This is a genomic window from Mesorhizobium sp. LjRoot246, assembly GCF_964254115.1.
Lineage (GTDB): Bacteria > Pseudomonadota > Alphaproteobacteria > Rhizobiales > Rhizobiaceae > Mesorhizobium.
This window is the reverse complement of record NZ_CAXUSN020000001.1, coordinates 3,137,403-3,163,995: the sequence shown is the minus strand read 5'-3', so window position 1 is coordinate 3,163,995 and position 26,593 is coordinate 3,137,403. Positions and strand designations below refer to the sequence as shown.

Genomic DNA, 26,593 nt, shown 5'->3' with positions numbered 1-26,593 from the left:
CCGAGACGGGTCGATGGCCAATCTCCTGTTCAGCCTCGAGGGCCGGTTGGCGGTTGTGACTGGCTCCGGCCAAGGCATCGGTTTTGCCCTGGCTCGGGGGCTGGCCGAACACGGGGCGAGCGTGGTGCTTAATGGCCGCGATGCCGGCAGGATCGACAGCGCAGTCGAAAAACTGCGCGATGCCGGCTTCAAGGCGCATGCCTCGACCTTCGACGTCACCGATTCTCGCGCCGTCACGGCGGACATTGACAGGATCGAGGCCGAGATCGGCGCCATAGACATCCTCGTCAACAATGCCGGCATCCAGTTCCGCGCCCCGCTCGAGGACTTTCCCGAGGAGCAATGGGAGCGCCTGTTCAAGACCAATGTGTCGGGTGCTTTCCATGCCGGCAAGGCGGTTGCCCGCTACATGATCCCGCGTGGCAAGGGCAAGATCATCAACATCGGTTCGGTACAGAGCGAGCTGGCAAGGCCCAACATCGCGCCCTACACCGCAACCAAGGGCGCGATCAGGAACCTGACCAGGGGCATGTGCGCCGACTGGGCAAAGCACGGCCTGCAGATCAATGCGATCGCGCCCGGCTATTTCCGCACCGAGATGAACCAGGCGCTGGTCGACAATCCCGAATTTTCCGCCTGGCTGGAAAAGCGCACGCCGGCCGGACGCTGGGGCAACGTCGACGAGCTGATCGGCGCCGCCGTGTTTCTGGCGTCAGACGCCTCGTCCTTCGTCAACGGCCATACGCTGTACGTCGACGGCGGCATGACGGCTTCTGTCTGAGGGGGACGCCCTCCCAACCGCTATTCCTTTCAGTACCTATCGCTCAGTCTGAAAATCCGGCCGCATCGGCCGTCATTCATCCTCGCCGCAACCGCGCGTCTTGACGCGGCCCCGAACTCAGCCGCACAATCCCATTGCAGGCGAAGGGAGGCCAGTCGTCTGCGGGAGGATATACCCATGACGGAAGCGATCAGGCTCTACTGGGGCCGGTTCGGACATGTTTCTATCCTGAATGTCGCAAGCGACTTCGTCACCCATGCCCATGTCGAGGCCCATCTGATCATCTGGCTGGAAGGCACGGCCGGCGAAATGACCATCGGCCGTGAGACCGTGCGGCTTGGACCTAGCACGGCCGCCGGCATCAACTCCTTTCAGCCGCACAGCCATGTTCTGTCGCAGAACGGGACGCCCGGTCTGTTTCTCGCCTTCTACATCGATCCGGACTGGGCGCGCCGCCGTCGCGACCTGCCGTCGTCCGCGCCTTTGTTTTCACAAGCAGCGATCACGCTGGAGCCCTGGCTGCACCAGGCCGCCGCCAATCTGCTCGACCATCTCAGCGACAATGAGAGCATCGACGACATCGCCAACTACGAGATCGAGCGTTTCATCGACTCGGTGCTCGACGCCGCCGACGCCTCGGCGCCGCAGGAGGCGCGTGTCCGCATCAACACCATGCAGGATTTCCGTGTCCGCAAGGCGATCCAGCTGATGAAGGCCAATGTCTGCGAGCGCATCTGCTTCGACGATGTGGCGCGCAGCGTCGGCCTGTCGCGGCCGCATTTCTTCGCATTGTTCAAGGAACAGACCAATCTGACGCCCAACGTCTACTGGAACACGCTGCGCATGGAGGAAGCTGTGCGGCAGCTGCAATGGTCGCAGGAGCCGCTGATCTCGGTCGCCTGCAATCTCGGCTTCACCACGCAGGGCAATTTCTCTCGCTTCTTCCGCGATCATGTCGGCGTGCCGCCGACACTCTACCGCGAGGCCGCGCGGGCGATCGCCTGAGCCTGTCCTGCCTTAATCAAGGTCGACCGTTTTTCAGACTCCTTGATACGCGCTCAAGACGCATTGATAAGCGCCCCTGAAATGGCCGCCCTACCCTTGCACCGGATCGCTTTTGCAAGGGAACATTTGAATGGCTAAAGTCATCATCTCCAGCGTCATCGACGCGCCGGTCGAAAAGGTCTGGGCGCGCATACGCGACTTCAACGGGCTGCCAGGCTGGCATCCACGCATGGTGGAAAGCCATATCGAGGACGGCAAGGACGCCACCACGATCGGCTGCGTGCGCAATTTCCAGCTCGCCAGCGGCGCCCGCCTGCGCGAAAAGCTGCTCGACTTTTCCGATCAGAATTTCCTCGTCAGCTACTCCATCCTGGAGACGCCGCAGCCGCTGACCAACCACAAGGCGACGCTGCAATTGCGGCGCGTGACCGATGGCGACCGCACCTATGCCGAATGGACCGCCAGCTTCGACGCCGCGCCCGAGGAGGCAGACAAGCTGGCCGACGGCATGGGCGCCAATGTCTTCCAGGGCGGCTTCAACGCCCTGAAGAGCCATTTCGCCGGCCAGAGCTGACAGGAGCCAGACCATGGCGCTAGCACTGCAGACCTTTGCAACCGTCAAGGACGCCAACGCGGCGCTGAAAGCCGCTGGCACGCGCTATCTCGGCGGCGGTACGCTGGTGGTCCGCGCGGCCAATGAAGGCGATGTTTCGGTTTCCAGCCTTATCAGGTCGACCGAGCCGTCTCTGTCCACCATCGTTGTTGCCAGCGGCAAGGTCCGCATCGGTGCTTCGGTGACCATGGCGGCGATCGCCAGCCATCCGGAGTTCGGCGCACTTGCCAAGGCTGCGCGCGCCGTCGGTGGCCCGGCGATCCGCAACATGGCAACACTCGGCGGCAATCTGTTTGCCCCGGCTCCCTATGGCGATTTCGCTGTCGCCCTGCTGGCGCTCGACGCCATGGTCAGCACCGAGGACGGCGAAACACCGATCGAGACTTTTCTGGCCAATCGGGACGGCAGCCGCGCCATCGTCACTTCGGTCGGGTTCACGCTTCCCCCGCAAGGCGGCTTTCGCTTCCTGAAAGTGTCGAGGGTCAAGCCCAAGGGCGTCTCTGTGCTCAGCATAGCCAGCGTTCTGGAACTGTCGTTGGATGGCACCGTGACCTCGGCGCGGATCGCGCTCGGCTGTATGGCCGATCGGCCAATGCGCGCCAGGGCGGCGGAAAAGGCGCTGCTCGGCAGAAAGCTCACCAAGGACGGCATTGCACCGGCATTGGCGGTGGCGGGTGAAGGCATCGCGCCGATCACCGATCCGATCGCCAGCGCCTGGTATCGCGCTGAAGTTCTGCCGGTTCATCTCGGCCGGTTGCTGCTCGCATAATATTCGTTTGGGGCGCGCGTCTGTCCGATGGTTCGGGCAGGCGCGCTGGGAGGAAAACATGGCAAAGGTTCCGGTTCAGTTCACGCTCAACGGCTCGGAAACGGCCGAATTCGTCGACAGCGGCACGACGCTGCTGCACGCCTTGCGCGACAAGATCGGCGACACCTCGCCGAAAGGCGGCTGCCATCAAGGCACCTGCGGCGCCTGCTCGGTCATCATCGATGGCGAACTCAGGCTGTCCTGCCTGACGCTGGCCGAGACCTGCAACGGGGCGGCCATCAGCACGACATCGGGGCTTTCGGAAAATGGCGTCCTGCATCCGCTGCAGCGCGCCTTCCTCGACAACTTCGCCACGCAATGCGGCTTCTGCACGCCGGGCATGATCATGGCCGCCAAGGTGCTGCTCGACCACACGCCCAATCCCAGCCGCGACGAGGTGGTCGAGGCGCTGTCGGGCAACATCTGCCGCTGCACCGGCTACGAGCCGATCATCCAGGCGGTGCTGACCGCCGCGCGGTCCAACTCTCAGAACGCGGCCTAGAGCCGGATGATTTCAGGTCGAATCGACCTGAAATCTGAATCCGCCTCTAAATCAAAGAGATAGAGCATGATGTCGTCCGAAAACCGCTTCACACTTTTCGGCATCATGCTCTGAGGGAACAAAAGAATGGAATTGCGCAAGGACTACTTCGCCGATGTCCGCAAGGACGATCTGCACGAGATCGGCCAGCCGCGGCCACGCTCGGATTCGCCCGGCCATGTCACCGGCAAGACCGCCTTTTTCGCCGACCGCAATTTCCCCGGCATGCTGCATCTGAAGATGGTGCGCAGCCCGCATCATCATGCCCGTATCCGTTCGATCGACACGTCGGAGGCGGAAAAGCATCCGGGCGTGGTGAAAATTCTGACTGCCAAGGATGTGCCGCACAATGTCTACACCATCCTGATCCTGATCCAGGTCGGGCCGGAGGACGAAACGGTGCTGGCCGACGGCAAGGTGCGCTGGAAGGGCGAGGCCGTGGTGGCGGTGCTGGCCGAAACCGAGCGCGCCGCGCAAGAGGCGGCCGCCAAGGTCAAGGTCGATTACGAGGTACTGCCGGCCGTCTTCGACATGGAGGAAGCGCTGAAGCCCGGCGCGCCACTGGTCAATGAGTATCACGGCCAGAATTATTACCTCTATGACAGCGGCGAGTGCCGCAAGGTGCGCTTCGGCGATGTCGAGGCGGGTTTTGCTGGTGCCGATCACATCTTGGAGCAGAGCTACCAATCCTCGCCGATCGAACACGCGCCGACCGAGACCACCGGCTGCGTGGTGGCGCCCGAAGGCAACGACCGCTTCACCTGCTACACCAACACGCAGGCGATGTTCTTCACGCTCGACAACACCTCGATCATCCTGCAGATGCCGGGCAGCAAATTGCATTTCGTCGGCGGCACCGTCGGCGGCGGCTTTGGCGGCAAGGTCGACGTCATCGTCGAACCGATTGCCATCCTCGGCGCAAAATTAACCGGACGACCAGTCTGTTTTATCTACAGCCGCGAGGAGGAGATGCAGATATCGTCACCTCGCGCGGCCGAAAAGGTCGTCATCAAGGACGGCGTCATGAAAGATGGCCGCATCGTCGCGCGAAAAGTCACCGGCTACACCGATGCCGGCGCCTATTCGCGCCACTCGCCCTATGGCGCGCAGAAGGGTGCGGGGCACTATCCCGGCCCGTATACGATTCCCAACGTCTGGATCGACACCTACTGCGTCTACACCAACCGCACGCCCTCTTCCGCCATGCGCGGCTTCGGCGTCACCATTGGCGACTTTGCGCTGGAGGTGCAGATGGACAAGCTGGCGCGGCTGATCGGCATGGATCCGCTCGAATTCCGCTTCATCAACGCCTATCGCGACGGCGACATGAAGGCGCATCGCCAGCCGACCGAGGGTGCCGCGCTGATCGAGTGCATGCAGGAAGCCTCGCGCGCCGCCAACTGGCCGGTAGCGGAAAAGTACCTGGCGATGTCCTCCTACGTGAAGGGAGCCTGAGATGGCGATCAGGCGCGGACGCGGCGTTGCCGCCATCAACTATCCCACCGGCATGAACCTCGGCGGCGACCCGACGCAGGCGCTGGTGCATTCGACGCCGACCGGCAATTTCATGGTGACGCTGTCATCCGTCGATCTCGGCCAGGGGATGAAACAGATCATGGCGCAGATCTGCGCCGAGACGATCGGCGTGCCGACCGACCGCGTCGTCGTCGACACCGCCGACACCGACACCGGTCCGCACTGCATGGGCACGTTTGCTTCGCGCGGCACCCACCGCGCCGGTAACGCCGTCATCCAGGCGGCCAGGGAAGCGCGCCAGGTGATGCTGGAAGTGGCGGCAGAGGAGTTGGAGGTGAATGCATCCGACCTCGAGACCGACGGCCAGGGCAACGTTCTGGTCAAGGGTGCACCGCAAAAGTCGATCTCGATCTTCGATGTCGCGCTGTCGGCGCATTTCAAGCGCGGCCGCTCGATATCCGGCCGCGGCATGTTCCTGATCCCGCGCTCCTATCCCGAGAAAGAAACCGGCGCGATGAAGCCGTCGACCTGCTACGCGCATGCCTGTACGGTGGCCGAAGTCGAGGTCGATGACGAGACCGGCGAGGTCACCGTGCTGACCGTCAAGAACGTCTTCGAGATCGGCCGTGCGCTGAACCCGAAAATGGTCGAACAGCAACTGGTCGGTGGCTCTTGGATGGGTATCAGCCATGCGCTCTACGAGACCACCGAGCCCTACTATCCCAACCGCGGCCATGGCGGCACCGACTTCAACCAATATCTGATGCCCGGTCCTGGCGACCTCGCCGAGACCGAGATCATCGTGCTGGAGCGGCCCTCGGCAGATGGGCCTTATGGCGCCAAAGGACCGGGCGAAATGTGCGCCAATCCGCAGATCCCGGCGGTCGCCAATGCCGTCTTCGACGCCATCGGCGTGCGCATCGACACGCTGCCGATCACGCCGGAGCGCATCCTGCGCGCGCTGAAGGCGCAAGCGGCGAACTGAGGCTGGAATGACCTGGACAAGCGCCGAGACTGTCGCGACCACGCCGGAGGCGGTGGCGCGGCATCTGGCCGCCTCGCGCTATCTGGCCGATGAGAGTCTGGCCACCGCCATCTTCCTGGCGATCCGGCTGGGCAAGCCGCTGCTGCTCGAAGGCGCGCCGGGCGTCGGCAAGACGGAAGCAGCCAAGGCGATCGCCGCGCTGCTCGGCCGCGATCTGGTGCGGCTGCAATGCTATGAAGGCATCGACGCGGCGCACGCTCTCTACGAATGGAACTACCAGCGCCAGCTGCTTGCCATCCGCCATGCCGGCGAGCATGAGATCGACATCTACGACGACCGTTTCCTGATCGCCCGGCCGCTGCTGCAGGTGCTGAAGGCGCCCGAGCAGCGCGTGCTGCTGGTTGACGAGATCGACCGCTCGGACCACGAATTCGAGGCGTTGCTGCTGGAATTCCTCTCCGATTTCCAGATCAGCATTCCCGAGCGCGGAACCATCCGCGCCACCGCACAGCCGATCGTCATCCTGACCTCGAACCGCACCCGGGAATTGGCCGAAGCGCTGCGCCGCCGCTGCGTCTATCACTGGATCGGCTATCCCGACGCCGAGCGCGAGGCCGCCATCATCATGCTGCGTGCCGGCGATGTGGCCGAGGCAACGGCGCGCGCGGTGGCGGCGGCCGTACAGTCCATCCGCGCCCGGCCGCTAGCCAAGCCGCCGGGGATCGCCGAGGCGGTCGAATGGGCCAACGCCGCCACCATCCTGGAAAAAGGCGGCAGCCCATGGCCGGAAGCCTTCCGCCGCGCCATCGGCGTGCTGATCAAGGACGAGGAGGACCTGTCCTACATCGCGCCCGAGCTTGGCCGCATCGTCGAGGAGGCGCTGGCGTGACGCGCCGACGCATTCCGCAAGGCTGGCAGGACAGAGGGGGGCGCCACGCAATGATACGGGAAACAAGCTTCCCCCGCGCCGCCGCGCCATTGCTCGGCTTCGGCCGCCTTCTGCGCCGCTACGGTTTTGCCGTCGCACCTGAACAAGTCTCCGGCTTCATGCAGGCGGTGACCTTGCTCGGCCCGCGCTCCATGGCCGATATCCGCGAGGCGGCGCTCGCCACGCTGGCGCCGCCGCCCGACCGCCGCGACGAATTCGAGGCGCATTTCCAAAGCCACTTTTATGGCAACACATCCGCCATTGTCGAAGGCGACGCGGACGAGGAAACCCGCATCAAGGATGATGGCGGCGCCGACGACGAAAGGATCGAAGCCGAGCAGAGGCAAGAGGGCGGCGAACTATCCTCCGCTCTGGAGCAATTGAGCAGCCGTGACTTCCAGCGCGACGATAACAGCCTTGCCGCTTTCCGCCGCAAGCTCGCTTCGGCCCTGCCCGCCCGCCGCTCGTTCCGCACGATACGCACCCACTCGCGCGGCAAGCTCGACCTGCGCCGCTCATTGCGGGAAATCGTCAGCGCCGATGGCGACGTCCCCTCGCCGCTGCTGCGCCGCCGCCAGACCGTGCCGCGCAAGCTGCTGCTGCTGATCGATGTGTCCGGCTCGATGAAACTGCACACGGCGGATTATCTCAAGCTGGCGCATGCCGCAGTGCAAGGTGCGGACCGCGCCGAAATCTTCACGTTCGGCACGCGCCTGACCCGCATAACTGCGGCATTGCGCATCCGCGACCGCGACCAGGCGCTGGCGCGCGCCGCGGCCCAGGTCGATGACTGGGACGGCGGCACCCGCATGGGTCCGACACTACTCGCCTTCCTCTCGGTGCCACGCTTTTCCGCTTTTGCACGCGGTGCCGCGGTCGTTATCCTGTCCGATGCGCTGGAGCGCGGCGATCATGGCGAGCTGGAGACGGCCATGCGCCGGCTGAGCGCCCGCGCTTTTCGACTGTCGCTGGCCACACCTTTGGCCGGCGATCGGCGCTTCCGGCCGGCGACGGCGGCACTGCGCGCCATCCTGCCCGTACTCGACGATCTCGTCGACGGCTCGTCGCTTGCCGGCCTCAGCGATTTCATCCTGTCGCTCGCCCGCCCTGCCCAGGCGGCGGCGACAATCTGGAAAAGGGTCTCATGATGCAGAAAGTCATCGACGCACATTTCCACATCTGGCGCCAGAAGGACCAGCCATGGCTGGTTGGACCAATGGTGCCGCGCATTTTTGGTCCCTACGAGCCGATCCGCCGCGACTATCCGATCGAGGAGTTTCTCGAAGACCAGAAAGGCTCGGGCGTCGAAAAGGCCGTCTATGTCCAGACCAACTGGGCCAAGGAAGACTTCGAGAAGGAAGTCGCCTTCCTGCAGAAGACCGCTGACGAGACCGGCTGGCCGCACGCCATCGTCGGCTACACCGACATGACGGTCGACGACATCAGGCCGCAGATCGATCGCTTGAAAAAATATCCGCTGCTGCGCGGCGTGCGTATGCAACTGCACTGGCACGAGACGCCGGCCTTCCGCTTCGCCGCCTCGGCCGACCAGGTGATCGCCCCGAAGGTGCGCGCCAATGTGGCGAGGCTCAAGGACTATGGCCTGTCCTTCGACCTGCAGCTCTTCCCTGCCCAGATGAAGGACGGACTGACGCTGGTCGGCGAAAACCCCGAAACGAATTTCATCCTCACCCATGCCGGCATGCTGACCGGCATGGAACCGGAAACCACCGAAGCCTGGAAGGAAGGCCTGCGGACGCTGTCGGCGGCGCCTAATTTCTACGCCAAGCTGTCGGGCCTCGGCACCTTCGTCCACCGCAACGACCCAGCGCTGATCGCTTATATCGTCGACAACGCGATCGAGATTCTGGGCGCCGACCATCTGATGTTCGGCTCGAACTTCCCGATCGAGAAACTGTGGACCAGCCACGCCGAGCTTATCAGGGCGCACCGGGACGCGGTGGCCAAGCACGGCACGGCGGCGGAGGCGGATATTTTCTGGAACACGGCGGAGAAGGTTTACCAGCCGGTGTAACGCCTCACTTCACCTCGAACTGCGGATCGACCGGAATCTGCAGCGCCGTCACCATGTGGTTGGTCTGGCCGGCCAGCCCGATGATCGACACCAGCTCGCCATGCTGCGCATCGGTCATGCCCTTGGCGCGGGCTGCCGCCGTATGCGAGTGGACGCAGTAGGAGCAGCCATTGGCGGTCGACACGGCAATGTAGATCATCTCCTTGGTCAGCGGATCGATGGCGCTGTCAGCGACCATCACCACCTTCAGCTGTTCCCAGATCCGCTTCAGCGCCGGGGGATCATTGGCCAGCCCGCGCCAGAAATTGTTGACGAAGTCCGATTTGCGCGTCGCCCTGATATCGTCGAACACGGCCTTCGCCTCCGGGATTTTCTCCACCTCGGCATCGCTCAGAAGTCTTGTGGTGGCCATGGCATTTTTCCTTCGTTTGGATCGTTGCGTGAATTGAATCAGGTCTTGAGCAATTGCGGCCAATCCACTCGTCCGATTCACTTTTCCAGCGCCGACGTCGATATTCAGGTCAGGCCGAGTCGAAAATGGTGGGTTCCGAGAACCGGAGCGAGCGTACTTTTCGTACGTGAGCACCGGAAGCGCAGGAAACCGCCATTTGCAGGCCGGCCTCACCTGAATCTAGTGCACAGCCGCGTACATGATCTTCTCTTCCGTGGCCTCCGCCGGCGAAAACTCCTCGACAATACGTCCTTGCCTACAGACAAGAATCCGGTCGGACAGGTTCATGATCTCTGGCAGGTAGGACGAGATGACGACGACGGCGAGGCCCTCATCGGCCAGCCGGTTGATGATCTGGTGGATCTCGGCGATCGCGCCGACATCGACGCCGCGCGTCGGCTCGTCGAAGATGACGATGCGCGGCTGCTGCACCAGCCCCTTGCCGATCACCACCTTCTGCTGGTTGCCGCCTGACAGCTCGACCACACGCGCATTGTCGTTGATCGCCTTGATGTTCAGCGTCTTCGTCCATTCGGCCGACAGCGCGCGCATCTCCTGCGCGTTGATCACCCAGGCCTTTTCGCGGCCCGCCGCCAGCAGTCCGCCAAACAGGTTTTCGGCAATGCCCATCGTCTCGAAGATGCCTTCGCTCTTGCGGTCCTCGGTGACGTAGACGATGCCGTCGGCCACCGCCTCGCTCGGCACGAGGTAACGCACGGGCTTGTCATCGAGTTCGATGGCGCCGCCGCGCAAAAAGTCGCGTTTGTAGATGCCCGACACGATCTTGAAGGTCTCGGTGCGGCCCGAGCCGATCAGCCCGAATACGCCGGTGATCTGGCCCTCGAAGATCGAGAAGGAATTGTTGCGCACGACATTGCTCATCGAAATGTCCTGCACCGACAGCACCTTCCGGCCCGCTTTGCGCAGCTTGGCCTCGTCGCGCTGGCGGTAGATCTGCCCAGAAAGCGTGCGCCCGACCATTGCGGAAACGATCCGATCGCGGTCGAAGGCTGACGTGTCGTCGGTGATGACCAGTTCGCCGTCGCGCAGGATGGTGATGCGGTCGGCAATATCAAGCGCCTCTTCCAGCGCGTGGCTGATGAAGACGATCGAAACGCCGCTCGCCTTCAACCGCCGGATCAGCGCGAAGAAGTGTCGCTTCTCCTCCGGCGTCAGCGTCGCCGTCGGTTCATCGAAGATGATGATCTCGGCATTGTGGTGCACGGCGCGCGCAATCTCGACCATCTGCCGCTTGGCCGCCCCCAGCGTCGCCACCATGGCGTTCGGATCGACCGGGAAATTCAGCGACTGCAGGAATTGCTGTGCTGAAATATACGTACCGCGCAGTCGATTGAGGAATTTTTCAGTACCGAGATAGAGGTTCTGCGCCACTGTCATCGATGGCACCAGGCTGGTTTCCTGGAACACCATGGCGATGCCGGCCTCAAGGGCTGCATGCGGCGAAGCGTAGGCGATCTCGTGGCCCTTGTGGAACATCTTGCCCGAGGTGGCGTCAACGACGCCGGCGATGATCTTGGTCAGCGTCGATTTGCCCGCACCATTTTCGCCGAGCAGCGCGTGGATTTCGCCCTTGCGTAGGTCGAAGCTGACATTCTTCACCGCGGGCACGCCGCGATAATTCTTGGTGACGTTCTCCAGCCGAACGATCGGTTCCATCAAAAACCTCCCGCGTCGATCGCCAGCACGCAGTCGCCACCCCTGGAGGCGATGAACAGAAGGCCGTCCTTTTCCACCACACTGCAGATGCCGTGACGTGTGCCATTGGCGCGGCTGTGCAGGCTGAATTGCGGCTGCATCTTCTGGTCGAGCCTGACCACCAGCCCATAGGAGCGGCTCGGCGACCATGGCTTATGGATGCCCATGGTGCGAATGCCGCCGCATTGCAGCGGCTCGAGGAAGCTGCGGCTGGAGGCCAGCGCCGGCGCGATCCAGTAGGCGGGCGGCACTTGGCTCAGCATGTCCTGGCGGTAGTGCGTTTCCTGCAGCACGAATTCGATCAGCCGGTTGCGCGGCGCAAACAAGGTCAGCCACGCGCCACCATCGGCGGACGGCGACAGCCGCGCGGGATAGCCGGGCAGATGCGCCAGAACCGTCGAGCGATTGCCCGTCGCGCCATCGAAGCGGACAAGCTGGTGACGCCAGCTTTCGCTGACCAGCACATCCCTACCGACGGGATGCAGGCCATAGGGAAAGGCGATGTCGCCGGCCACCTTGTGGAAATCACCGCCTGCTGCGTCTCGCTTCCAGAGCGAACCGGAGGCACCCTTCTTCATCAGGTCGGCGGCCCATTGCGATGGAACATGCTCGGCCGATCCGTTAGCCAACCACAGCGTGCCATCATCCGCGTAGGAAAGCGCCGTGATGCAGCGTATCCCCGCCGGCAGCGAAACGTCCTTGCCTGATATCAGCAGCTTGCCGCTTTCGAGCCCTACCGTCAGTTCGCCGGATAGCGACAGCGCCAGCGCCGTGATGAGAGACGGGAAAATTCCGACAACCTTGGGCTCGGTTCCAGCAGCAATCGAATAGATTGCGTTGCCGCTGGAGGCCAGCAGCCTGTCACCCGCAACCAGGAGATTGTCCGGCTCGGTCAGCTCGGCGAAAGCGGGCGCATCATCCAGCCGCGTGTTGGGTCTAAAAGCGCCGTCAAGCGGCGGGATGGTGACGGCCTTACCGCGAAACAGGTCTAGCACAGGATCGAGGATCATGGCTTTGCCCCCCAGTAGGAAGCGGGGCTGGTCCAGTTCGGGTCGGCGCCTGAAATCTTGTAGCGGCCGATGCGGTTGTTGAGGATGCCGCCGACGAACAGATGTCCCTTGTGCTCGCGCATCGAGGTGACCATCGGATGCGCCCCGCCCGTAAGGTCGCCCATCGCCTCGACGATGCCGCCCTTTTCGTTGAACTTCACCACGCCGCCGGTGTTGATGTTGGGAAACAGCCATTCGTCCTGCGGCAGCCGCCGCGTCATGCGCTTGCGCATGTCGGGATGGCGCAGCGACAGGTCGAAGCTCGGCGTGCGCATGCCGAGCCACGCCATCCAGTAATTGCCGTCGGAAGCGCGGTTGATGTTGTCGGGATAGCCCGGCATGTCGCGGATGACGCATTCGGCGGTGCCGGCCTTTGGCCCTTCCAGCCAGTAGCGATGCACGCGGCAGGCCCAGCTTTCGGCGAAGAACAGCGACTTGCCGTCATGCGCCATGCACACGCCATTGGTGTAGCGATAGCCGTCGAGCAATGTCTTCGTCGAGCCGTCCTTCGGGTCGTAGACCAGCAGCCGGCCGGTGGCGCGGTTCTCGATCGAGTCCAGCGCCCAATCATGCGCGTCGTAGCGCTTGGTCGAGTCGGTGAAATAAATGCGCCCGTCCGGCGCGATATCACAGTCGTTCGGGTCACGCAGCCGCGCATCGTCGACGATCGAGGTCCAAGAGCGCGATGTCTCTGCCGACAGGCGTTTGACCTCCCGATCCGGCGAGACGGAATAGAGTCCCATGGCGCCGACGCAGCTGATCAGATTGCCTGCCTTGTCGAAGGCGAGACCCAGCGGGAAGCCGCCAATATGGGCAAAGACTTCCGATTTGACATAATCCGGCGCGAAGAAGCGGACGATCTCGCCATGGCGCGTACCGCAATACAGATTATCGTCGCGGTCGAGAATGACGTCTTCCGGCCCCTCCAGCTCGCCAAGCCCGATATGGTCGGCGGCCGACAGCCGGTTATCGAGCTCATAAGGCGTGCCGGAGCCGGGCGCGGCCGACTGCGTTTCGCCCATCTTGAGATAGACCGGCGCGACATAGACCTCGTTGAGCACCTTGTGGCGGTTCTTCAGCCAGCGGATGTCGATGGTCACCGCCACCGCCAGCATGATGCCCAGCACCATCTGGTTGGTGCCAGTGCCGTAGCCCAGCCGGATCAGCCCGTTGGTCATGGTCAAAACGATGATGGCACCCATCAGCCCCTTGATCACCGAGCCGCGGCCGCCGCCGAGGCTGACGCCGCCGACCACCGCCGCCGTCAGCGCCATGATCTCGAGGTTGAGGCCGGTGCCCGGCCCTGCCCCACTCAGTCGGCATGCGATGAGGAAGCCGCCGATCGATGCGCAGAAGCCGGAGAAAACATAGGTCATGAACACCGTGCGGCGCACGCGAATGCCGGCATTGTGCGCCGAGCGCCTGGAGCCGCCGACCGCCAGCACATGCCAGCCCGGCCGCGAGCGGGTCAGCGCGATATGGGTAACGATGGCCAGGATGATCGCCAGCCACACCGAGACCGACAGCCCCCAGAACGTGCTGTCGCCGATGAAGTCGAGCACATCCGATGTGGCAGTCGAAAGCTGCACGTCGGCGGCATAGGTGGTGACCAGGATGTCGAACAGCGCCCGCCCGAAGATGAAGGTCACCAGCGTGGTGAGAAAGGCGCGCAGCCTGAGATACCCGACGAGATAGCCGTTGATGGCGCCGAAGACGAGGCCGGTGGCAAGCGAGGCGGCCAGCGCCAGCCAGATCGATTGTTCGAGGATGAAGAAGACATAGACCGCCGAGAAGCAGGACAGCGCGAAGATCGAGCCGACCGACAGGTCGATACCGCCGCCCAGCATCACCACCGTCATGCCGGTGACCACCATCGAGAACTCGCCAAGCTGGCGGGTCGATTCCTGCAGTGCGGTCAGCTTGAAGAAGCCCGGAATGATCGAGCCGAAGGTTGCCAGCGTCGCCACCAGCGCCAGGAACGGAATGGCGTTGTCGGTCCAGCGTTTGGTCAGGATCTCGCCGACGATATGGTCGGGCACGAGATTGTAGCGCCAGGACTGGAGGCGTTCGCGAAAGGACATCAGGTCACTGCTGCAAAATCTGGAGCTGCAAGAGAAAGAGGTGGCCGGGCAATTCGGCCACCTCCTTGATCGGTGTTGACAAGGATCGCTTATTTCGCCGCCGCTTGCGCCTGCAGCGCCTTCAGATCCCAGCAACTGTCAGGCTTGAGGTCGGCCTTGGTCGTCGCCTTCTCCAGCGTGTAGATGTAGGTGTGAGAGGTGCCGGCCGGCTGGCCGCTCTGCAGCAGGAACTTGATGATGGCGTTCATGTCGCCCGACTGGCGGGCGAGATCGGTCATCACCACGGCGCCATAGGTGCCGTCCTGCAGCTTGTCGCAGTCGGCCGCCTTCTCGCCGCCGCCGGTGGTGACCAGGAACACCTTGCCGTCGAGCTTGGCGTCGCGGATCGCGGCGGATGCGCCGGTGGCGTCACCGTCCCAGAAATCGATGATCGAGCAGATGTCCGGGTTCTGCTGCAGCATCGTCGTCGTCACGTTGCGCGAGGTCGTCGCATCCCAGTTGGAATCGGGCTTGGCCACGACCTTGAAGTCGGGATGCTTGTCCAACACCTTCATGATGCCGGCATACTGGTAAAGGCTGGAAGAATTCGCCTGGTCGCCTTGCACAAGGCCGATCTTCTTCGACGAGTTTTCGCCGCAGCCCTTGATCGCCGCTTCGGCCTCGAGCTGGCCAAGCCGATCCCAGTCGCTGCCGATGAAGGCATCGGCCGGGAAGTTGGCGGGATTGTCGACCAGTATGACGTAAGTACCGGCGGCCTGCGCCTTCTTCATCAGCTTGGAATAGGAGTTGAGGTCCGGCGCGTGGATGATCAGCACATCCGGCCTGGTGTCCGATGAGATGGCATCGGTGATCGCCTGCGCGCCGGCATCGACGACCCAGTTCGGGTCGCGCGTCTCGAACACGCCGCCCCAGGCCTCGACTTCGGTCTTCAGATAATGCGCCCAGCCCTGTGCCAGGTCGAAGCCCATCGCCAGCGGCACCAGCATGACGCGCTTGCCCTTGAGCGCCTGCGCGTAAGCCGCCGGACCCGGATCGTCGGCGGCGAAGGTTGGCGCCACGAAGGCGGTGACGGCAAGCGCCGTGGCGGCGGCCATCAATGTCCTGATGAATTTCATGTCAGATCCTCTCGTTTCGATTTTCATTACCGGTCGATCAGGATGGATCGCACCGGGTACCCCTAAATGTCGCCTTGCTGGGCAGTCTGTTCGTCACGTGGATTGATGATGCCGTCGACGATGATCGCGCCGAGCAGGATCGCCGCCTTGATCAGGTTCTGGTAGAGCAGCGGAATGTCGATGATGGTCATGGCGTTGAGCAGGATGCCGATCAGCGCCGCCCCCACCAGCACGTTGCGCACCCCGCCGCGCCCGCCGGACAGGCCGATGCCGCCGATCACCGCCACTAGCACGATGTCGTAGAGCAGCGTCGAATTGACGACCCGAGTGTTGATCGAATGCAGGCTGGCCGCCGTCAGCAGGCCGGCGATCAGCGCGACAAAGGCGGAGACGACATAGCGCAGCACCAGCATCGGCCGCACCGGAATGCCGATGTTGCGGGCGGCCACCGGATTGTCGCCGGCGAAATAGATGTAGCGGCCCCATTTGGTGTAGCGCAGGGACAGGAAGAACAGGAAGGCTAGGCCGGCAAAGACGAACACCTCGATGGGAATATCGAGGAAGCGCAAGCCGCCAAGCAGCTCGACCCAATGGCCCTGCGGCACCGGCACGGCATCCTGCGTGATCAGCTGCGAGCGCACATAACCGAAGAGGAAGGAGCCTGTCGCCAGCGTCACGAAGATCGCCGGCACGTCGGCATAGGCGACGAGAAAGCCGTTGAGCAGGCCGATGGCCAGCACACCGGCCAGCACATAGGCGAAGGCCAGCCCGTCCGGCGTGCCCGAATTCAGCAGTTGCAGATACCAGGCGACCGACATCGCCATGATCGCCACCGCGGAGAGGTCGATGCCGCGGCCGATGATGACGACCGCCATGCCGAGCGCGAGGATGCCCAGCACCGAGACTGATCGGACGATGGCGACGAGGTTGTTGGGATCGATGAAGCCCGGCAGGCCTATTGCCGCGGCAATGAACAGCACCACTGCTATGGTAAAGACAATGCCTTCCTGATTCAGGCTCCTGAGAGTCGGCCAGCCGATCGTGTTCATGTCTGCGTTTGCCCCGATGGCAGCGCTGCCATCCCTGAAAAGAAAGCTAATCGGCTCGGCGCCGGTTCGTCAAATGAATCCGCGTTCAGAACCCGGGCTGGCAGCGATATTCATCGAGTGGACGCATCGATTGCCGAAGCTGGCGCAATGCATGGAAAAGCTTGCGCTTTTGGCAATTGGTTGCGCCAGTGCGGCCGCTCGCGAAAGCGCCGCACCAAGGCGAAAGGACAAGACGGAATTTATCTCCGCATCAGGCGGAAAAAATCGATCTCAATTTCCCGGCGCATGGCCGGAAACCTCGGCGCCCGCACCCGGCGGCAGCGCGAGAAAACGCAGTGCCGCAACCAGCCCGATGGCGCCGATCGCCAGGAAGGCGATTCGAAAATCCACAAGATCGAGAACGGGGCGATCCCTGACGATCTGCGACAAATTGAGGATCGCCGCCGCCACCGCGACGCCGAACAGCATCGCCATTTGCTGCAGCATCGACGACAGCGTCGCCGCCGAACTGCGCTGCGCCGCATCGATATCGGCGAAGGCCAGCGTGTTGAGTGCGGTGAACTGCATCGAGCGCGATAGGCCGGCGATCAGCATCAGCGCCACCACCAGCACTTGCGGCGTCTGCGGCGAGATCGCCGCGCAGGCCATGATCGCCGCCGAGGCGATCAGGCCGTTGACAACCAGCACCGACCGGAAGCCGAAGCGGCGCAGCGTTGGCGTCGTCACCGTCTTCATGCCGAGATTGCCGAGGAAATAGGCGAGGATCATCATGCCGGCATCGACGGGGCTCAGACCGAAGCCGACCTGGAACAGCAGCGGCAACAGGAATGGCGTGGCGTTGATCGCCACCCGGAAGATGGTGCCGGCGGCAAGCGTCGATATGGCGAAGGTCAGCACCTTGAACGAGGAGAGATCGAGCAGCGGATGCGGTGCGCGCCGGAGATGCCGCACCGCCAGCCAGCCGATGACGATGCCGGCCATGATCAGCAGCACCGTCGGCAGCACGCCGTCCTCCGGATGCGCGATGCGTTCAAGGCCATAGAGCAGCAAGGCAAGCCCCGCCGATGTCAGGAAAAAACCCGGCCAGTCGAGTGGCTTGGGGTCTGCCTCGCGGTCGCTGGGAATGAAGCGGGCGACCAGCGCCAGCCCGATCACGCCGAGCGGGATGTTGATGAAGAAATTCCAGTGCCAGGACAGAGTGGTGGTGATGAAGCCGCCGAGCACCGGCCCGACCACCGGCGCGAACAGCGCCGGCCAGGTGATGAGTGCCGTGGCATTCAGCAGCTCGGACTTCGACGCACTACGCAACACGAGAATGCGCCCGACCGGCGTCATCAGTGCGCTGCCCAGCCCTTGCACGACACGTGCGGCGACGAACTGCGTCAGGTTTTGCGAGAAGCCGCAGGCGAGCGAAGCCAGGGTGAACAGGACGATCGCCAGCAGGAAGATGTTGCGGGCGCCGAACCGATCGGCGAGCCAGCCCGACAGCGGCACGAACACCGCCATGGTCAGCATGTAGACGGTGATGCCGATGCTCATCGCCACCGCCGACACGCCGAAGGATGCACCCATCTGCGGCAGAGAGGTCGAGATGATCGTCGAATCCAGCAACTGCATGAAGAAGGCGATGGCGACGATCAGCGCCACGCGCCGCGCATTGGTGGCCGTTTCGGGTAAGGCTGCGGTCTCGGGAAAGGCAGTCATGACGGAACCGGTTTGAACAGCATCTGGCCGGCTGCGTCCAGAGACAGCGCAACAAACTTTCGTGTCCCGCCATGGCCTGCGCGGCGCTCACCGGCGGAAGCCGGCCGGCCTGACGCGGCTTCTCAGAAAACGATGGTCTTGTGGCCGTTGAGCATGACGCGGGCTTCGAGATGCAGCTTGACGGCGCGCGCCAGCACACGGCTTTCGATGTCGCGCCCGACGGCGACGAAGTCCTCGGCGCTCATCGCATGGGTGACGCGTTCGGTCTCCTGATCGATGATCGGGCCTTCGTCGAGGTCGGAGGTGACGTAATGCGCGGTCGCACCGATCAGCTTGACGCCGCGGTCGAAAGCCTGGTGGTAGGGCTTGGCGCCCTTGAAGCTCGGCAGGAAGGAATGGTGGATGTTGATCGCCCGTCCGAACAGCCGGTCCGACAGGCTTTTCGAGAAGACCTGCATATAGCGCGCCAGGATGACCAGTTCGGCCCCTGTCCGCTGCACCAGGTCCATCAGCTTCTGTTCCTGTTCGGCCTTGTTTTCCCTTGTGGTCGGCCAATGGTGGTAGGGGATGCCCTCCAACTCGGCGAAGCGGCGGGCATCCTCGTGATTGGAGACGACGGCGGCAACCTCCGCGTTCAGCCAGCCGACCCTGATCTGGTACAGCAGATGCAGAAGCGCGTGGTCGAACTTGGAGACCATGACGATGATCTTCGGGCGGCGCCCCTGATCGACCAGCGCGGTCTTCATGCCGAAGCGATCGACGCTTGATTTCAAGGCCCGTTCCAGACTGTCCTTGGTCGAGCCTGCCGGGCTGATGAAGGCGATCCGCATGAAAAAACGATTGGTCTGCCGGTCCCAGAACTGGCTGCTTTCGGCGATGTTGGCGCCGTTCGCGGCAAGCTCCGCGGTGACGGCGGCGACGATCCCCGGCCGATCCTCGCAGGACAGGGTAAGAATATGAACCGGCGCGGCCTCGCCCGCCGCATCATTGCCTTGAGATTTCACGCCCCGTCGACCCTCTTCATGAACAGGCTGAGCTCAGCCGGGTCCATATGCACCACATGCTTGTCTTCGGGATAGGCCAGGCTGTTGACATCGGCAACATATTCCGAGAACGCGGCGATGCGCTCGGCTTGCAAACGATCATATTCGGCAGCGAAATTGCGATAGACCTTGGAATGGCGGGGCATGTGGCCGCGGTTCTGGCCAAGGATGTCGTCGGCGAACAGATATTGCGCGTCGCAGCCGGTGCCCGCCCCCATCGACAGCATGATCAGCGACGTGCGCTCCGAGATCGCCTTGGCCACCTCCACCGGCACCACCTCGATTTCGGCGCCGATGGCGCCGGCGGCCTCCAGCTGCTTTACCGCCACGAAGATATCCATGGCGGTGTCGGCGGTCTTGCCGACCGCCTTGAAGCCGCCAGTCCAGGTCGCGCGGGAAGGAATGAGGCCGACATGGCCGATAACCGGAATGGCATCGTCGGCCATCCGCTTGATCGTGGCGTAGCCGGCGCTGCAATAGACCGCGTCGGCGCCGGCCTTGTAGAGCCGGAAAGCCCAGCGCACGAAATCGTCCGCCGTGCCGATCTCGTAGAAATTGTCTCCCGGCATGGTGAACAGGCTGGGTGCCGCGTCGCGGTACTCAGGGTTGAGCACCAGTTCGGGCGGTACCGAGACGATGTCGACCCCTGCCCGCTCGGCGGCCTCGGCCTCGTCCATCGTCAGCACGCGCAGCATGGTCAGTTGGCGCTTGCCCTTCATGGCGCGCAAATCCGCGACGGTCGGTCTTTTTCGGCTCATCTAGAGGTTCCCTCTGTTACATTCGGCGGCAGGTCAGCCGATCTGGATCATCACTTTGCCAGCCTCGACCTTCACCGCATAGGTGGCGAGATTGACGCACACCGGTGCGCCCTTGGCCACACCTGTCTTGTAGTTGAAGCGGCCATTGTGCTTGGGGCATTCGATGATGTCGTCCATCACCAGCCCATCGGCCAGATGCGCCTTCTCATGCGTGCAGAAACCGTCGGTGGCGAAGTACTCGTCATCCGGACTGCGATAGATGGCAAAGGTTCGGCCGCCATGGTCGAAGCGGATGACGTCCTCTTCCTCGACATCATCGACGCCACACGCCTCAACCCAGTCCGCCATCTGTTTCTCCCGCAACTCTATTCCGCCGCCGCCGGGACGGTCAGCGCGTGGAATTCCTCGCGATACGGCCGCGCTGTCGGCGGCAGTTCGCGCTTGAGGAAATAGTCCTCGTACTGGAGCTGCTTGATGAGCACCGGCCAGACCTCGCGATAGGCATGCCACATCGACGGATTGGGTTCCGGCAGGTCATGCTTGATCAATTCGTGCAGCCTCGGCAGCGCGTGATAGGGCACCATCGGGAACATGTGATGTTCGACGTGGTAGTTCATGTTCCAATAAATGAAGCGGCTGATCGGGTTCATGTAGACGGTGCGCGTGTTCAGCCGGTGGTCGGTGACGTTGTCGGCCAGCCCGATATGCTGCAGCAGCCCGGTCAGCACCATGTGCCAGCTGCCGTAGAGGCGCGGCAGGCCGATCAGCACCAGCGGCAGGAACGACCAGAGGTACAGCGCCAGCGCCAGCGCCGCGACATAGATGGCGACATGCCAGCGCGCCGCGGTGACCGCCTTGTGAAGCTCCATCTCGGGGATGAAACTCTTTTCGTCGGGCGAGATGCTGCCAAAGGCGTTGCGCACCAGCGTCGGCAGCGAATAGCGGAAATCGAGGACGCCGGTGAAGGCGAGTGCGGCGCGCAGCAGGTCCGGCGGACGCATCACCGCGATCTCGGCGTCGCGGCCGACGATGATGGTGTCGGTGTGGTGGCGGGCATGGCTCCAGCGCCAGGTCACCGGATTGCGCATCAGCATGAAGCTGGCGATCTGATAGACGGCATCGTTCATCCAGCGGGTGCGGAAGGCGGTGCCATGGCCGCATTCGTGCCAGCGCGAGTCGCTGGACGAGCCGTAGAGCACGCCATAGACGAGCAGGAACGGCACCACCCACCATGTGCCCCAGAACCAGATGATGCCGGCTGCGGAGCCCAGTATGGCAACGATCCAGACGATCGTGTCGCGGATCGCCGGCCCATCCGAGCGTTGCATCAGCTCCTTCATCGCCTTGCGCGCGACATCGGTGTGATACCATTCGGCGGAGGCCAACCCGGTCTCGATCGCAAGCCGAGTGCTTTCGCCGACCAGGCTGTAGTCGCGCTTTTTCTCCATCACATCGACCTCCGATTTCCGGCCCGCCAGCCGGAGCATTCGTTTCGCATCATGCCCTGTCCGCCAATCCCGGAAAATTGCCCGATGGCGCAGGATAATCCTGTTGCGGTTGCCTGGCGATCGAAGCGATCCTCTCTTCAGCCGCGGCGATCGCGCCGGCGCCGTCGAGCACCCGGAACACCGCGTCGTAGGAACGGCCTTCGCCATGCTCCAGCCAGATCATCTCGCCACGCTCGCGCGCCGCGAGATTGCCGAGCACATGATGCGTTGAAGGCTCGATGCCCATTGCATACTGCCCCGCCTGGAAATTCTGCCATTGATAGGCGCAAGGCAGCTGGTGCTTGCGCGTCACCACCTCGAAGCCGAGCCCGAGTTGATCGTTGACTACCGCCACCGGCACTTCGCCGAGAGAATTGGCCGCCATTTCGTGCTGCCAGACCTGCTCGCTGAAACCCAGTCGCGGCGCCGGCACGGTACGGTAGCCGACCTTCTGCGCCTGGTAGCGCTCGCCGTCATGCCCGGCCCAGACGACATCCCGGATGGGCGCCAGGTAGCGCGAACCCTCATCCAGCAAGGGGTGGCTGACATTGACATGATAAAAATACATATGCGGCGTGCGGTTAAAGCCATGATTGACAACGCGGTCGAACAGCCGGATCTCGTTGCCACCGACATCGACCTCGATGCGCCGCAGCAGATGCAGGTCCTCGCCGAACACCGCCGATTGCTGAACGATGCCTTCGGCCCACAGCACGCAGCGGTCGCCATCCCAGGCCTCGCCATAGCCGGTCAACCGCGCCGGAATGGTGCCGACGCGGCCATGCAGCGAATGGATCACGGTCTTCTTGCCGGGATAGTTGTAGGTGTCGGCTGGCACCTCTTCCCTGCCCAATATGTGGTCGAGGCCGCAGGTGACAAGCAGGCCTGAAAACGAGCGGGCCCAGGCCAGCCCGCCTTCCCCCTCATGATCGTGCAGGCCGGGATGACGAAAGCCGCTCGGCGAATGCCAGCCGATCGCCTGGCCCTTGAAGTCGCAATCGGCGATGTCGAGTGCCCGGTCGACCAGCGCGGTGAAACGCAGGCCCGAGCCGGTGCGGAACTCCAGCATGCGGATACCGCGTTCCACCCCGTCGCCGAGCGTCATCAGCCGCACGCCGGCAAATTGCGACAGCATGCCTGAACGTTCCGATACCTGCCGGCGCGAAAGCGTCTTGCCGTAGAGTTCTACCATGTGACGGCCAACTTCTTCACTTCGCTCTCGTCTCTTTCAGCAGGGCCGACATGTCGGCCCCGGTGATGATGCTTTCCACGGTCAAAAGGTCGGTATCGGCGACCGTCTGCTCGGCGACGATCTCGCCACGACGCATGACGATGATGCGGTCGGCGACCTGGAAGACGTGATGGATGTTGTGGGTGATCAAAAGCACGGAATGACCGGCGTCACGGACCTCCTTGACGAAGCGCAGCACGCCATGGGTTTCCTCGACGCCGAGATTGTTGGTTGGCTCGTCGAGGATGATGACCTTGGCGGCGAACTGCATGGCGCGCGAAATCGCGATCGACTGGCGCTCGCCGCCCGACAGCGTCGAGACCAGCGCATCGGCGTCAAGTTTTTTCGAGATGCCGACGCGCTTCAACAGCGCCGATGCCGCGCCGCGCAGTTTGGCGAGATCGAGCGGCGCGAACACACCCAGCCATTTCAGCTTGACCGGCTCGCGGCCGAGAAACAGATTGCGCGCAATGCTGAGATCCGGCGCCAGCGACGTGTCCTGGTGGATGGTCTCGATGCCGAGGTCCATCGCATCGCGTGTCGAACGGATCGAAACCTTTTCGCCGCGCACATAGATGTCGCCACGATCGGCTGGAAACACGCCCGAGATCGCCTTGATCAGCGTCGATTTGCCGGCGCCATTGTCGCCGAGCAAGGCCACGACCTCGCCCTCGTTGAGGGCGAAGGACGCGTTCTTCAGCGCGCGCACGCTGCCAAAGGATTTTTGCAGGTTCTGCAGCCGAAGCACTTCCATCGTCAGCTCCTTGCAGCGTTCTTCTGCAGCAAAGCGTGCAGGATGAGCATGGCCAGGATGATGACGCCGACGAAGATGTTGTAGGCCAGGCCCGGCACGCCGATCAGCACGATGCCGTTGCGGATGGCGCGCAGCATCAGCGCACCGACGATGGTGCCGAGGATCGTGCCGCGCCCGCCGGTCAGCGCTGTGCCGCCGACCACCACCATGGCGATCACTTCAAGTTCGTAGCCGGTACCGGCCACCGGTGAAGCGGCCGAGATGCGGAAGGCGCTGATCATGCCGGCCAGCCCCGCCAGAACCGAGGTCAGGATGAACAGCCACACCTTGACGGCGTCCGCCGGCACGCCACGCGCCTCCGCCGCGTTGCGATTGGAACCGATGGCGCTGATCCAGTTGCCGAGCTTGGCATAGCGCAGGACATAGATCGCCAGCAGCGACAGGCCGATAAACCACCACAATGAGGTGTAGAACCGGAACGACCCGACATTGAAGCTGCCGGCCAGCAGCGTCACGAAGAAGCCAGGCTGGTCCCACGACTTCAGCGGAAAGCCCTGTGTGATGTAGAGCGCCGCCCCACGCACGACGAGCAGCATCGACAGCGTGACCAGGAAGGACGAAATGCCGATCTTGGTGACGATCAGCCCGTTGATGGCGCCGATCGCCACGCACAGCAGAAGCCCGGCCAGCAGCGCCACGCCGATGCTTGCTTCGCCGTTCTGCACCAGGAGCATGACCACAACCGGCGCCAGCCCGAACACGGCGCCGACCGACAGATCGAATTCACCCGCCGTCAACAGCAGAGTCATGCCGAGCGCGATGATGCCGAGCTCGGGCAGGAACGCCATCATGTTGGAGATGTTGAGCGGCGACAGGAAATTGGCGTCGGCGATGGCGAACACCGCAAGCAGGACTATGAGGATGACGAGCGAGGAGAATTGCGGCGAGCGCAAGAGGCTCGATCTGCGTTTCCCGACAGGCATTTCGTCTTCTGCGGCGATCGTCATGACTGCTTGAACCATGCTTTGAAGAGACGCCCGCGGCCTGCGCCGTGGGCACCGGTCTTCACTTCGTGTTGTAGAGCTTCAGGATCGGTTCGACGCTCGAGGCGTCGTAGAGGCTGAACGTGTGGATGTCGTAGCCGATCGGCTCGCCGGAAGCGGCGAGCCCGAGCAGCGCCACCGGCATGAAGCCTTGCGCCGACGGGAACTGCCAGGCGGCCGCGTTGACGAAGCCGGATTTGACGGCTTCCGCGGTCTCCTTGGAATTGCCCCAGCCGACGACCGGGATCTTGCCGGCCGGCACGCCGGCGCCGTCGAACACCCGCTTGACGCTGGCCGCCACGGAATCGCCGAGCGCGATGATCGCCGGCGGATTGTTGGCGACCATATAGTCGGTCATCTTGGCGATGATTCCGGCCGGGTCGGTGCCGCAATCGACCACATCATATTTGATGCCGAGCGGATCGAAGACGCTGGCGATGCCTTCGGTCTCCAGCTGCTGGTAGCTGGCGCCAGGCACCTCCACCGGCAGGAACACCTTGTCGCCCTGCTTCACCATCTTGTGGTCGACAAGGTATTTGGCCCAGATGACGCCCGCCTCCTTGAGATCGGCACCGACATAGGCTTGCCGTCCGGTCGCCGGATCATCGGTGTTGAAGAACACGATCGGGATGCCGGCTGCCTTGGCCGCCTTCACCTCCTCGGTCCACAGGCCGGGCTGCGCCGATGTGGTGGCGATGCCATCGGGCTTGGCAGCGAGCGCCGAGTTGAAAGCCTCCTTCTGCGCCGCCATGTCGCCGCCACTGAAGGAGATCTTGCAGGTCACCTTGAGCTGGTCACAGGCCTTGGTGGCGCCGGCATTCCAATCAAGCCAGAACGCATCCGACGGACCGCCATGCGACAAAAGATAGAAGGTCTTCTGCCCATCCTGCGCCTGTGCCGGCAAGCTCAATGAGACGCCGGCGAACAGCGTTGCGGCAGCCGCCAGTTTCAATACGCGTTTCAACATTCTTTCCTCCCTTGCTTGCAGCCGAGCCGCCGCGAACCGGCGGCGCGGAGTGACCATCACAGGCCGTTGGCGCGGAACTTCCCGTCGAGGAATTTCTTGGCGCGCGGCACGTCGTCTTCGGCCAGATGCTCGATGATGACCGGGATGTTCGGATGCTTCTCGGCCAGCCGTTGAAGGTAGAGGTCGTAGTTCAGCGAGCCGAGGCCGGGCGCCGGCAGTTCGATCTCACCGACGCCACGGAAGGTGTGGCTTTCCATGGCGTTGGCGTCACCGATATCGGCGTGCTTCTCCGATTTGTCGCTGCCCGAGCGCTTGACGTCCTTGGCGTGGGCGATCTTGATCTTGTCGGTCAGCGTGTCGAACACCTGGTTCAGGATCTGGTCCATCCTGTCGATGTTGTGCGTCTCGAAATAGTTGGTCGGGTCCATCAGCAGGCCGAGGCCTGGATGGTCGACCTGGGCGAACATCCTCACCGTCTCTTCGACTGAACCGACGACGTTGTTGACGTAGGTTTCGAGCAGGAAAACCGCGCCGTGGTCATAGGCCGTCTGCGCGAGGTCGGCGACCACCTTGCGGCATTCCTCGAAACCTTCCTCGGTCTTGTTCTTGGGGTGATGCACCCAGTCGGATTCGGTGTTGTAGGTGCCGGTTTCCGAGATCACATACGGCGAGCCGAAATGGCGGGCGTTGCGGATGATCTCCTTCAAATAGCCGACGCGCTTGTCGCGCTCGGCCTTGTCCGGATGGATGATGTTGGTGTAGCCCGACACGCAGCAGATCGGCAGATTATGTTCGCGAAACGTGTCGCGGACCTTTTTGGCCTTGTCCTTGGTGATCTGCCCGGCCGACAGATCGACATCCCTGAAATGCAGATCGAGCTGGACGGTGTTGAAATCGAGTCCGCGAATCTTCTTCGCCGTCTCTTCGAGGCCATACGGGAAATAGCCCGTGAAAATACCTGCCTGCATCATGG

26 protein-coding genes are annotated in these 26,593 nt (G+C 63.2%); 10 read left to right on the top strand and 16 right to left on the bottom strand.

Annotated features, from left to right (window positions below):
• Positions 1 to 13: 13 nt before the first annotated feature.
• The 10 genes from ACSQ3L_RS15320 to ACSQ3L_RS15275 all read left to right on the top strand — a co-directional run bounded on the left by ACSQ3L_RS15320 (position 14) and on the right by ACSQ3L_RS15275 (position 9,172).
• A complete protein-coding gene (locus ACSQ3L_RS15320; RefSeq protein WP_436160714.1) occupies positions 14 to 781 on the top strand; it encodes an SDR family oxidoreductase in 768 nt (255 codons plus the stop codon).
• Positions 782 to 958: 177 nt separating this feature from the next.
• Complete coding sequence (locus tag ACSQ3L_RS15315) at positions 959 to 1,786, top strand: helix-turn-helix domain-containing protein (protein WP_436160713.1); 828 nt, start codon at positions 959 to 961, stop codon at positions 1,784 to 1,786.
• Positions 1,787 to 1,916: 130 nt separating this feature from the next.
• Positions 1,917 to 2,360, top strand: a complete 444-nt coding sequence (locus ACSQ3L_RS15310; protein ID WP_436160712.1) for an SRPBCC family protein — start codon at positions 1,917 to 1,919, stop codon at positions 2,358 to 2,360.
• Between the two features lie 13 nt (positions 2,361 to 2,373).
• A complete protein-coding gene (locus ACSQ3L_RS15305; RefSeq protein WP_436160711.1) occupies positions 2,374 to 3,168 on the top strand; it encodes an FAD binding domain-containing protein in 795 nt (264 codons plus the stop codon).
• Between the two features lie 58 nt (positions 3,169 to 3,226).
• On the top strand, positions 3,227 to 3,709 hold the full coding sequence (locus ACSQ3L_RS15300) for a (2Fe-2S)-binding protein (protein ID WP_436160710.1): 483 nt from the start codon (positions 3,227 to 3,229) through the stop codon (positions 3,707 to 3,709).
• Positions 3,710 to 3,835: 126 nt separating this feature from the next.
• Positions 3,836 to 5,203 (top strand): xanthine dehydrogenase family protein molybdopterin-binding subunit, encoded by a 1,368-nt coding sequence (locus ACSQ3L_RS15295; protein ID WP_436160709.1) that lies wholly within the window; start codon positions 3,836 to 3,838, stop codon positions 5,201 to 5,203.
• A gap of 1 nt (position 5,204) precedes the next feature.
• Positions 5,205 to 6,209 carry a xanthine dehydrogenase family protein molybdopterin-binding subunit gene (locus tag ACSQ3L_RS15290; RefSeq protein ID WP_436160708.1) on the top strand — a complete coding sequence of 335 codons (1,005 nt, stop codon included), beginning with the start codon at positions 5,205 to 5,207 and terminating at the stop codon, positions 6,207 to 6,209.
• A 7-nt stretch (positions 6,210 to 6,216) separates the two neighbouring features.
• A complete protein-coding gene (locus tag ACSQ3L_RS15285; protein WP_436160707.1) occupies positions 6,217 to 7,098 on the top strand; it encodes an AAA family ATPase in 882 nt (293 codons plus the stop codon).
• 50 nt (positions 7,099 to 7,148) lie between these two features.
• Positions 7,149 to 8,285, top strand: a complete 1,137-nt coding sequence (locus tag ACSQ3L_RS15280) for a vWA domain-containing protein (protein ID WP_436160706.1) — start codon at positions 7,149 to 7,151, stop codon at positions 8,283 to 8,285.
• A complete protein-coding gene (locus ACSQ3L_RS15275) occupies positions 8,285 to 9,172 on the top strand; it encodes an amidohydrolase family protein (protein ID WP_436163451.1) in 888 nt (295 codons plus the stop codon). Before ACSQ3L_RS15280 ends, ACSQ3L_RS15275 begins: the two co-directional genes overlap by 1 nt.
• Positions 9,173 to 9,176: 4 nt before the next feature.
• Here ACSQ3L_RS15275 and ACSQ3L_RS15270 read toward each other — a convergent pair whose 3' ends face one another.
• From ACSQ3L_RS15270 to ACSQ3L_RS15195, 16 genes are all read right to left on the bottom strand, one after another.
• Positions 9,177 to 9,584: a carboxymuconolactone decarboxylase family protein gene (locus tag ACSQ3L_RS15270; RefSeq protein ID WP_436160705.1), complete on the bottom strand. Its 408-nt coding sequence runs from the start codon at positions 9,582 to 9,584 to the stop codon at positions 9,177 to 9,179.
• A 219-nt stretch (positions 9,585 to 9,803) separates the two neighbouring features.
• The gene (locus tag ACSQ3L_RS15265; RefSeq protein WP_436160704.1) at positions 9,804 to 11,300 is read right to left on the bottom strand and encodes a sugar ABC transporter ATP-binding protein; all 1,497 of its coding nucleotides are present in this window, start codon (positions 11,298 to 11,300) and stop codon (positions 9,804 to 9,806) included.
• Positions 11,300 to 12,349 (bottom strand): hypothetical protein, encoded by a 1,050-nt coding sequence (locus ACSQ3L_RS15260; RefSeq protein WP_436160703.1) that lies wholly within the window; start codon positions 12,347 to 12,349, stop codon positions 11,300 to 11,302. The genes ACSQ3L_RS15265 and ACSQ3L_RS15260 overlap by 1 nt, the downstream gene beginning before the upstream one ends.
• On the bottom strand, positions 12,346 to 14,469 hold the full coding sequence (locus ACSQ3L_RS15255) for an ABC transporter permease (protein ID WP_436160702.1): 2,124 nt from the start codon (positions 14,467 to 14,469) through the stop codon (positions 12,346 to 12,348). The genes ACSQ3L_RS15260 and ACSQ3L_RS15255 overlap by 4 nt, the downstream gene beginning before the upstream one ends.
• A gap of 89 nt (positions 14,470 to 14,558) precedes the next feature.
• A complete protein-coding gene (locus tag ACSQ3L_RS15250; RefSeq protein WP_352659036.1) occupies positions 14,559 to 15,584 on the bottom strand; it encodes a sugar ABC transporter substrate-binding protein in 1,026 nt (341 codons plus the stop codon).
• 62 nt (positions 15,585 to 15,646) lie between these two features.
• A complete protein-coding gene (locus tag ACSQ3L_RS15245; RefSeq protein ID WP_436160701.1) occupies positions 15,647 to 16,633 on the bottom strand; it encodes an ABC transporter permease in 987 nt (328 codons plus the stop codon).
• A 270-nt stretch (positions 16,634 to 16,903) separates the two neighbouring features.
• Positions 16,904 to 18,337 carry a DHA2 family efflux MFS transporter permease subunit gene (locus tag ACSQ3L_RS15240; protein WP_436160700.1) on the bottom strand — a complete coding sequence of 478 codons (1,434 nt, stop codon included), beginning with the start codon at positions 18,335 to 18,337 and terminating at the stop codon, positions 16,904 to 16,906.
• A gap of 122 nt (positions 18,338 to 18,459) precedes the next feature.
• Positions 18,460 to 19,341: a formyltetrahydrofolate deformylase gene (purU, locus tag ACSQ3L_RS15235; RefSeq protein ID WP_436160699.1), complete on the bottom strand. Its 882-nt coding sequence runs from the start codon at positions 19,339 to 19,341 to the stop codon at positions 18,460 to 18,462.
• The gene (locus tag ACSQ3L_RS15230) at positions 19,338 to 20,138 is read right to left on the bottom strand and encodes a 3-methyl-2-oxobutanoate hydroxymethyltransferase (protein ID WP_436160698.1); all 801 of its coding nucleotides are present in this window, start codon (positions 20,136 to 20,138) and stop codon (positions 19,338 to 19,340) included. Before ACSQ3L_RS15230 ends, purU begins: the two co-directional genes overlap by 4 nt.
• Positions 20,139 to 20,171: 33 nt before the next feature.
• Positions 20,172 to 20,486, bottom strand: a complete 315-nt coding sequence (locus ACSQ3L_RS15225) for a MocE family 2Fe-2S type ferredoxin (protein ID WP_436160697.1) — start codon at positions 20,484 to 20,486, stop codon at positions 20,172 to 20,174.
• A 17-nt stretch (positions 20,487 to 20,503) separates the two neighbouring features.
• Positions 20,504 to 21,586 carry a fatty acid desaturase family protein gene (locus tag ACSQ3L_RS15220; protein ID WP_436163450.1) on the bottom strand — a complete coding sequence of 361 codons (1,083 nt, stop codon included), beginning with the start codon at positions 21,584 to 21,586 and terminating at the stop codon, positions 20,504 to 20,506.
• A gap of 49 nt (positions 21,587 to 21,635) precedes the next feature.
• Positions 21,636 to 22,817 (bottom strand): aldose 1-epimerase family protein, encoded by a 1,182-nt coding sequence (locus tag ACSQ3L_RS15215; RefSeq protein WP_436160696.1) that lies wholly within the window; start codon positions 22,815 to 22,817, stop codon positions 21,636 to 21,638.
• A gap of 16 nt (positions 22,818 to 22,833) precedes the next feature.
• Entirely contained in the window at positions 22,834 to 23,616 is a 783-nt protein-coding gene (locus ACSQ3L_RS15210) for an ATP-binding cassette domain-containing protein (RefSeq protein ID WP_436163449.1), read from the bottom strand.
• Positions 23,613 to 24,593, bottom strand: coding sequence for an ABC transporter permease (locus ACSQ3L_RS15205; protein ID WP_436160695.1), 981 nt, complete (start codon positions 24,591 to 24,593; stop codon positions 23,613 to 23,615). Before ACSQ3L_RS15205 ends, ACSQ3L_RS15210 begins: the two co-directional genes overlap by 4 nt.
• Before the next feature lie 82 nt (positions 24,594 to 24,675).
• Entirely contained in the window at positions 24,676 to 25,620 is a 945-nt protein-coding gene (locus ACSQ3L_RS15200) for a sugar ABC transporter substrate-binding protein (RefSeq protein ID WP_436160694.1), read from the bottom strand.
• Between the two features lie 56 nt (positions 25,621 to 25,676).
• The gene (locus ACSQ3L_RS15195; protein WP_436160693.1) at positions 25,677 to 26,591 is read right to left on the bottom strand and encodes a sugar phosphate isomerase/epimerase family protein; all 915 of its coding nucleotides are present in this window, start codon (positions 26,589 to 26,591) and stop codon (positions 25,677 to 25,679) included.
• Positions 26,592 to 26,593 lie beyond the last annotated feature (2 nt).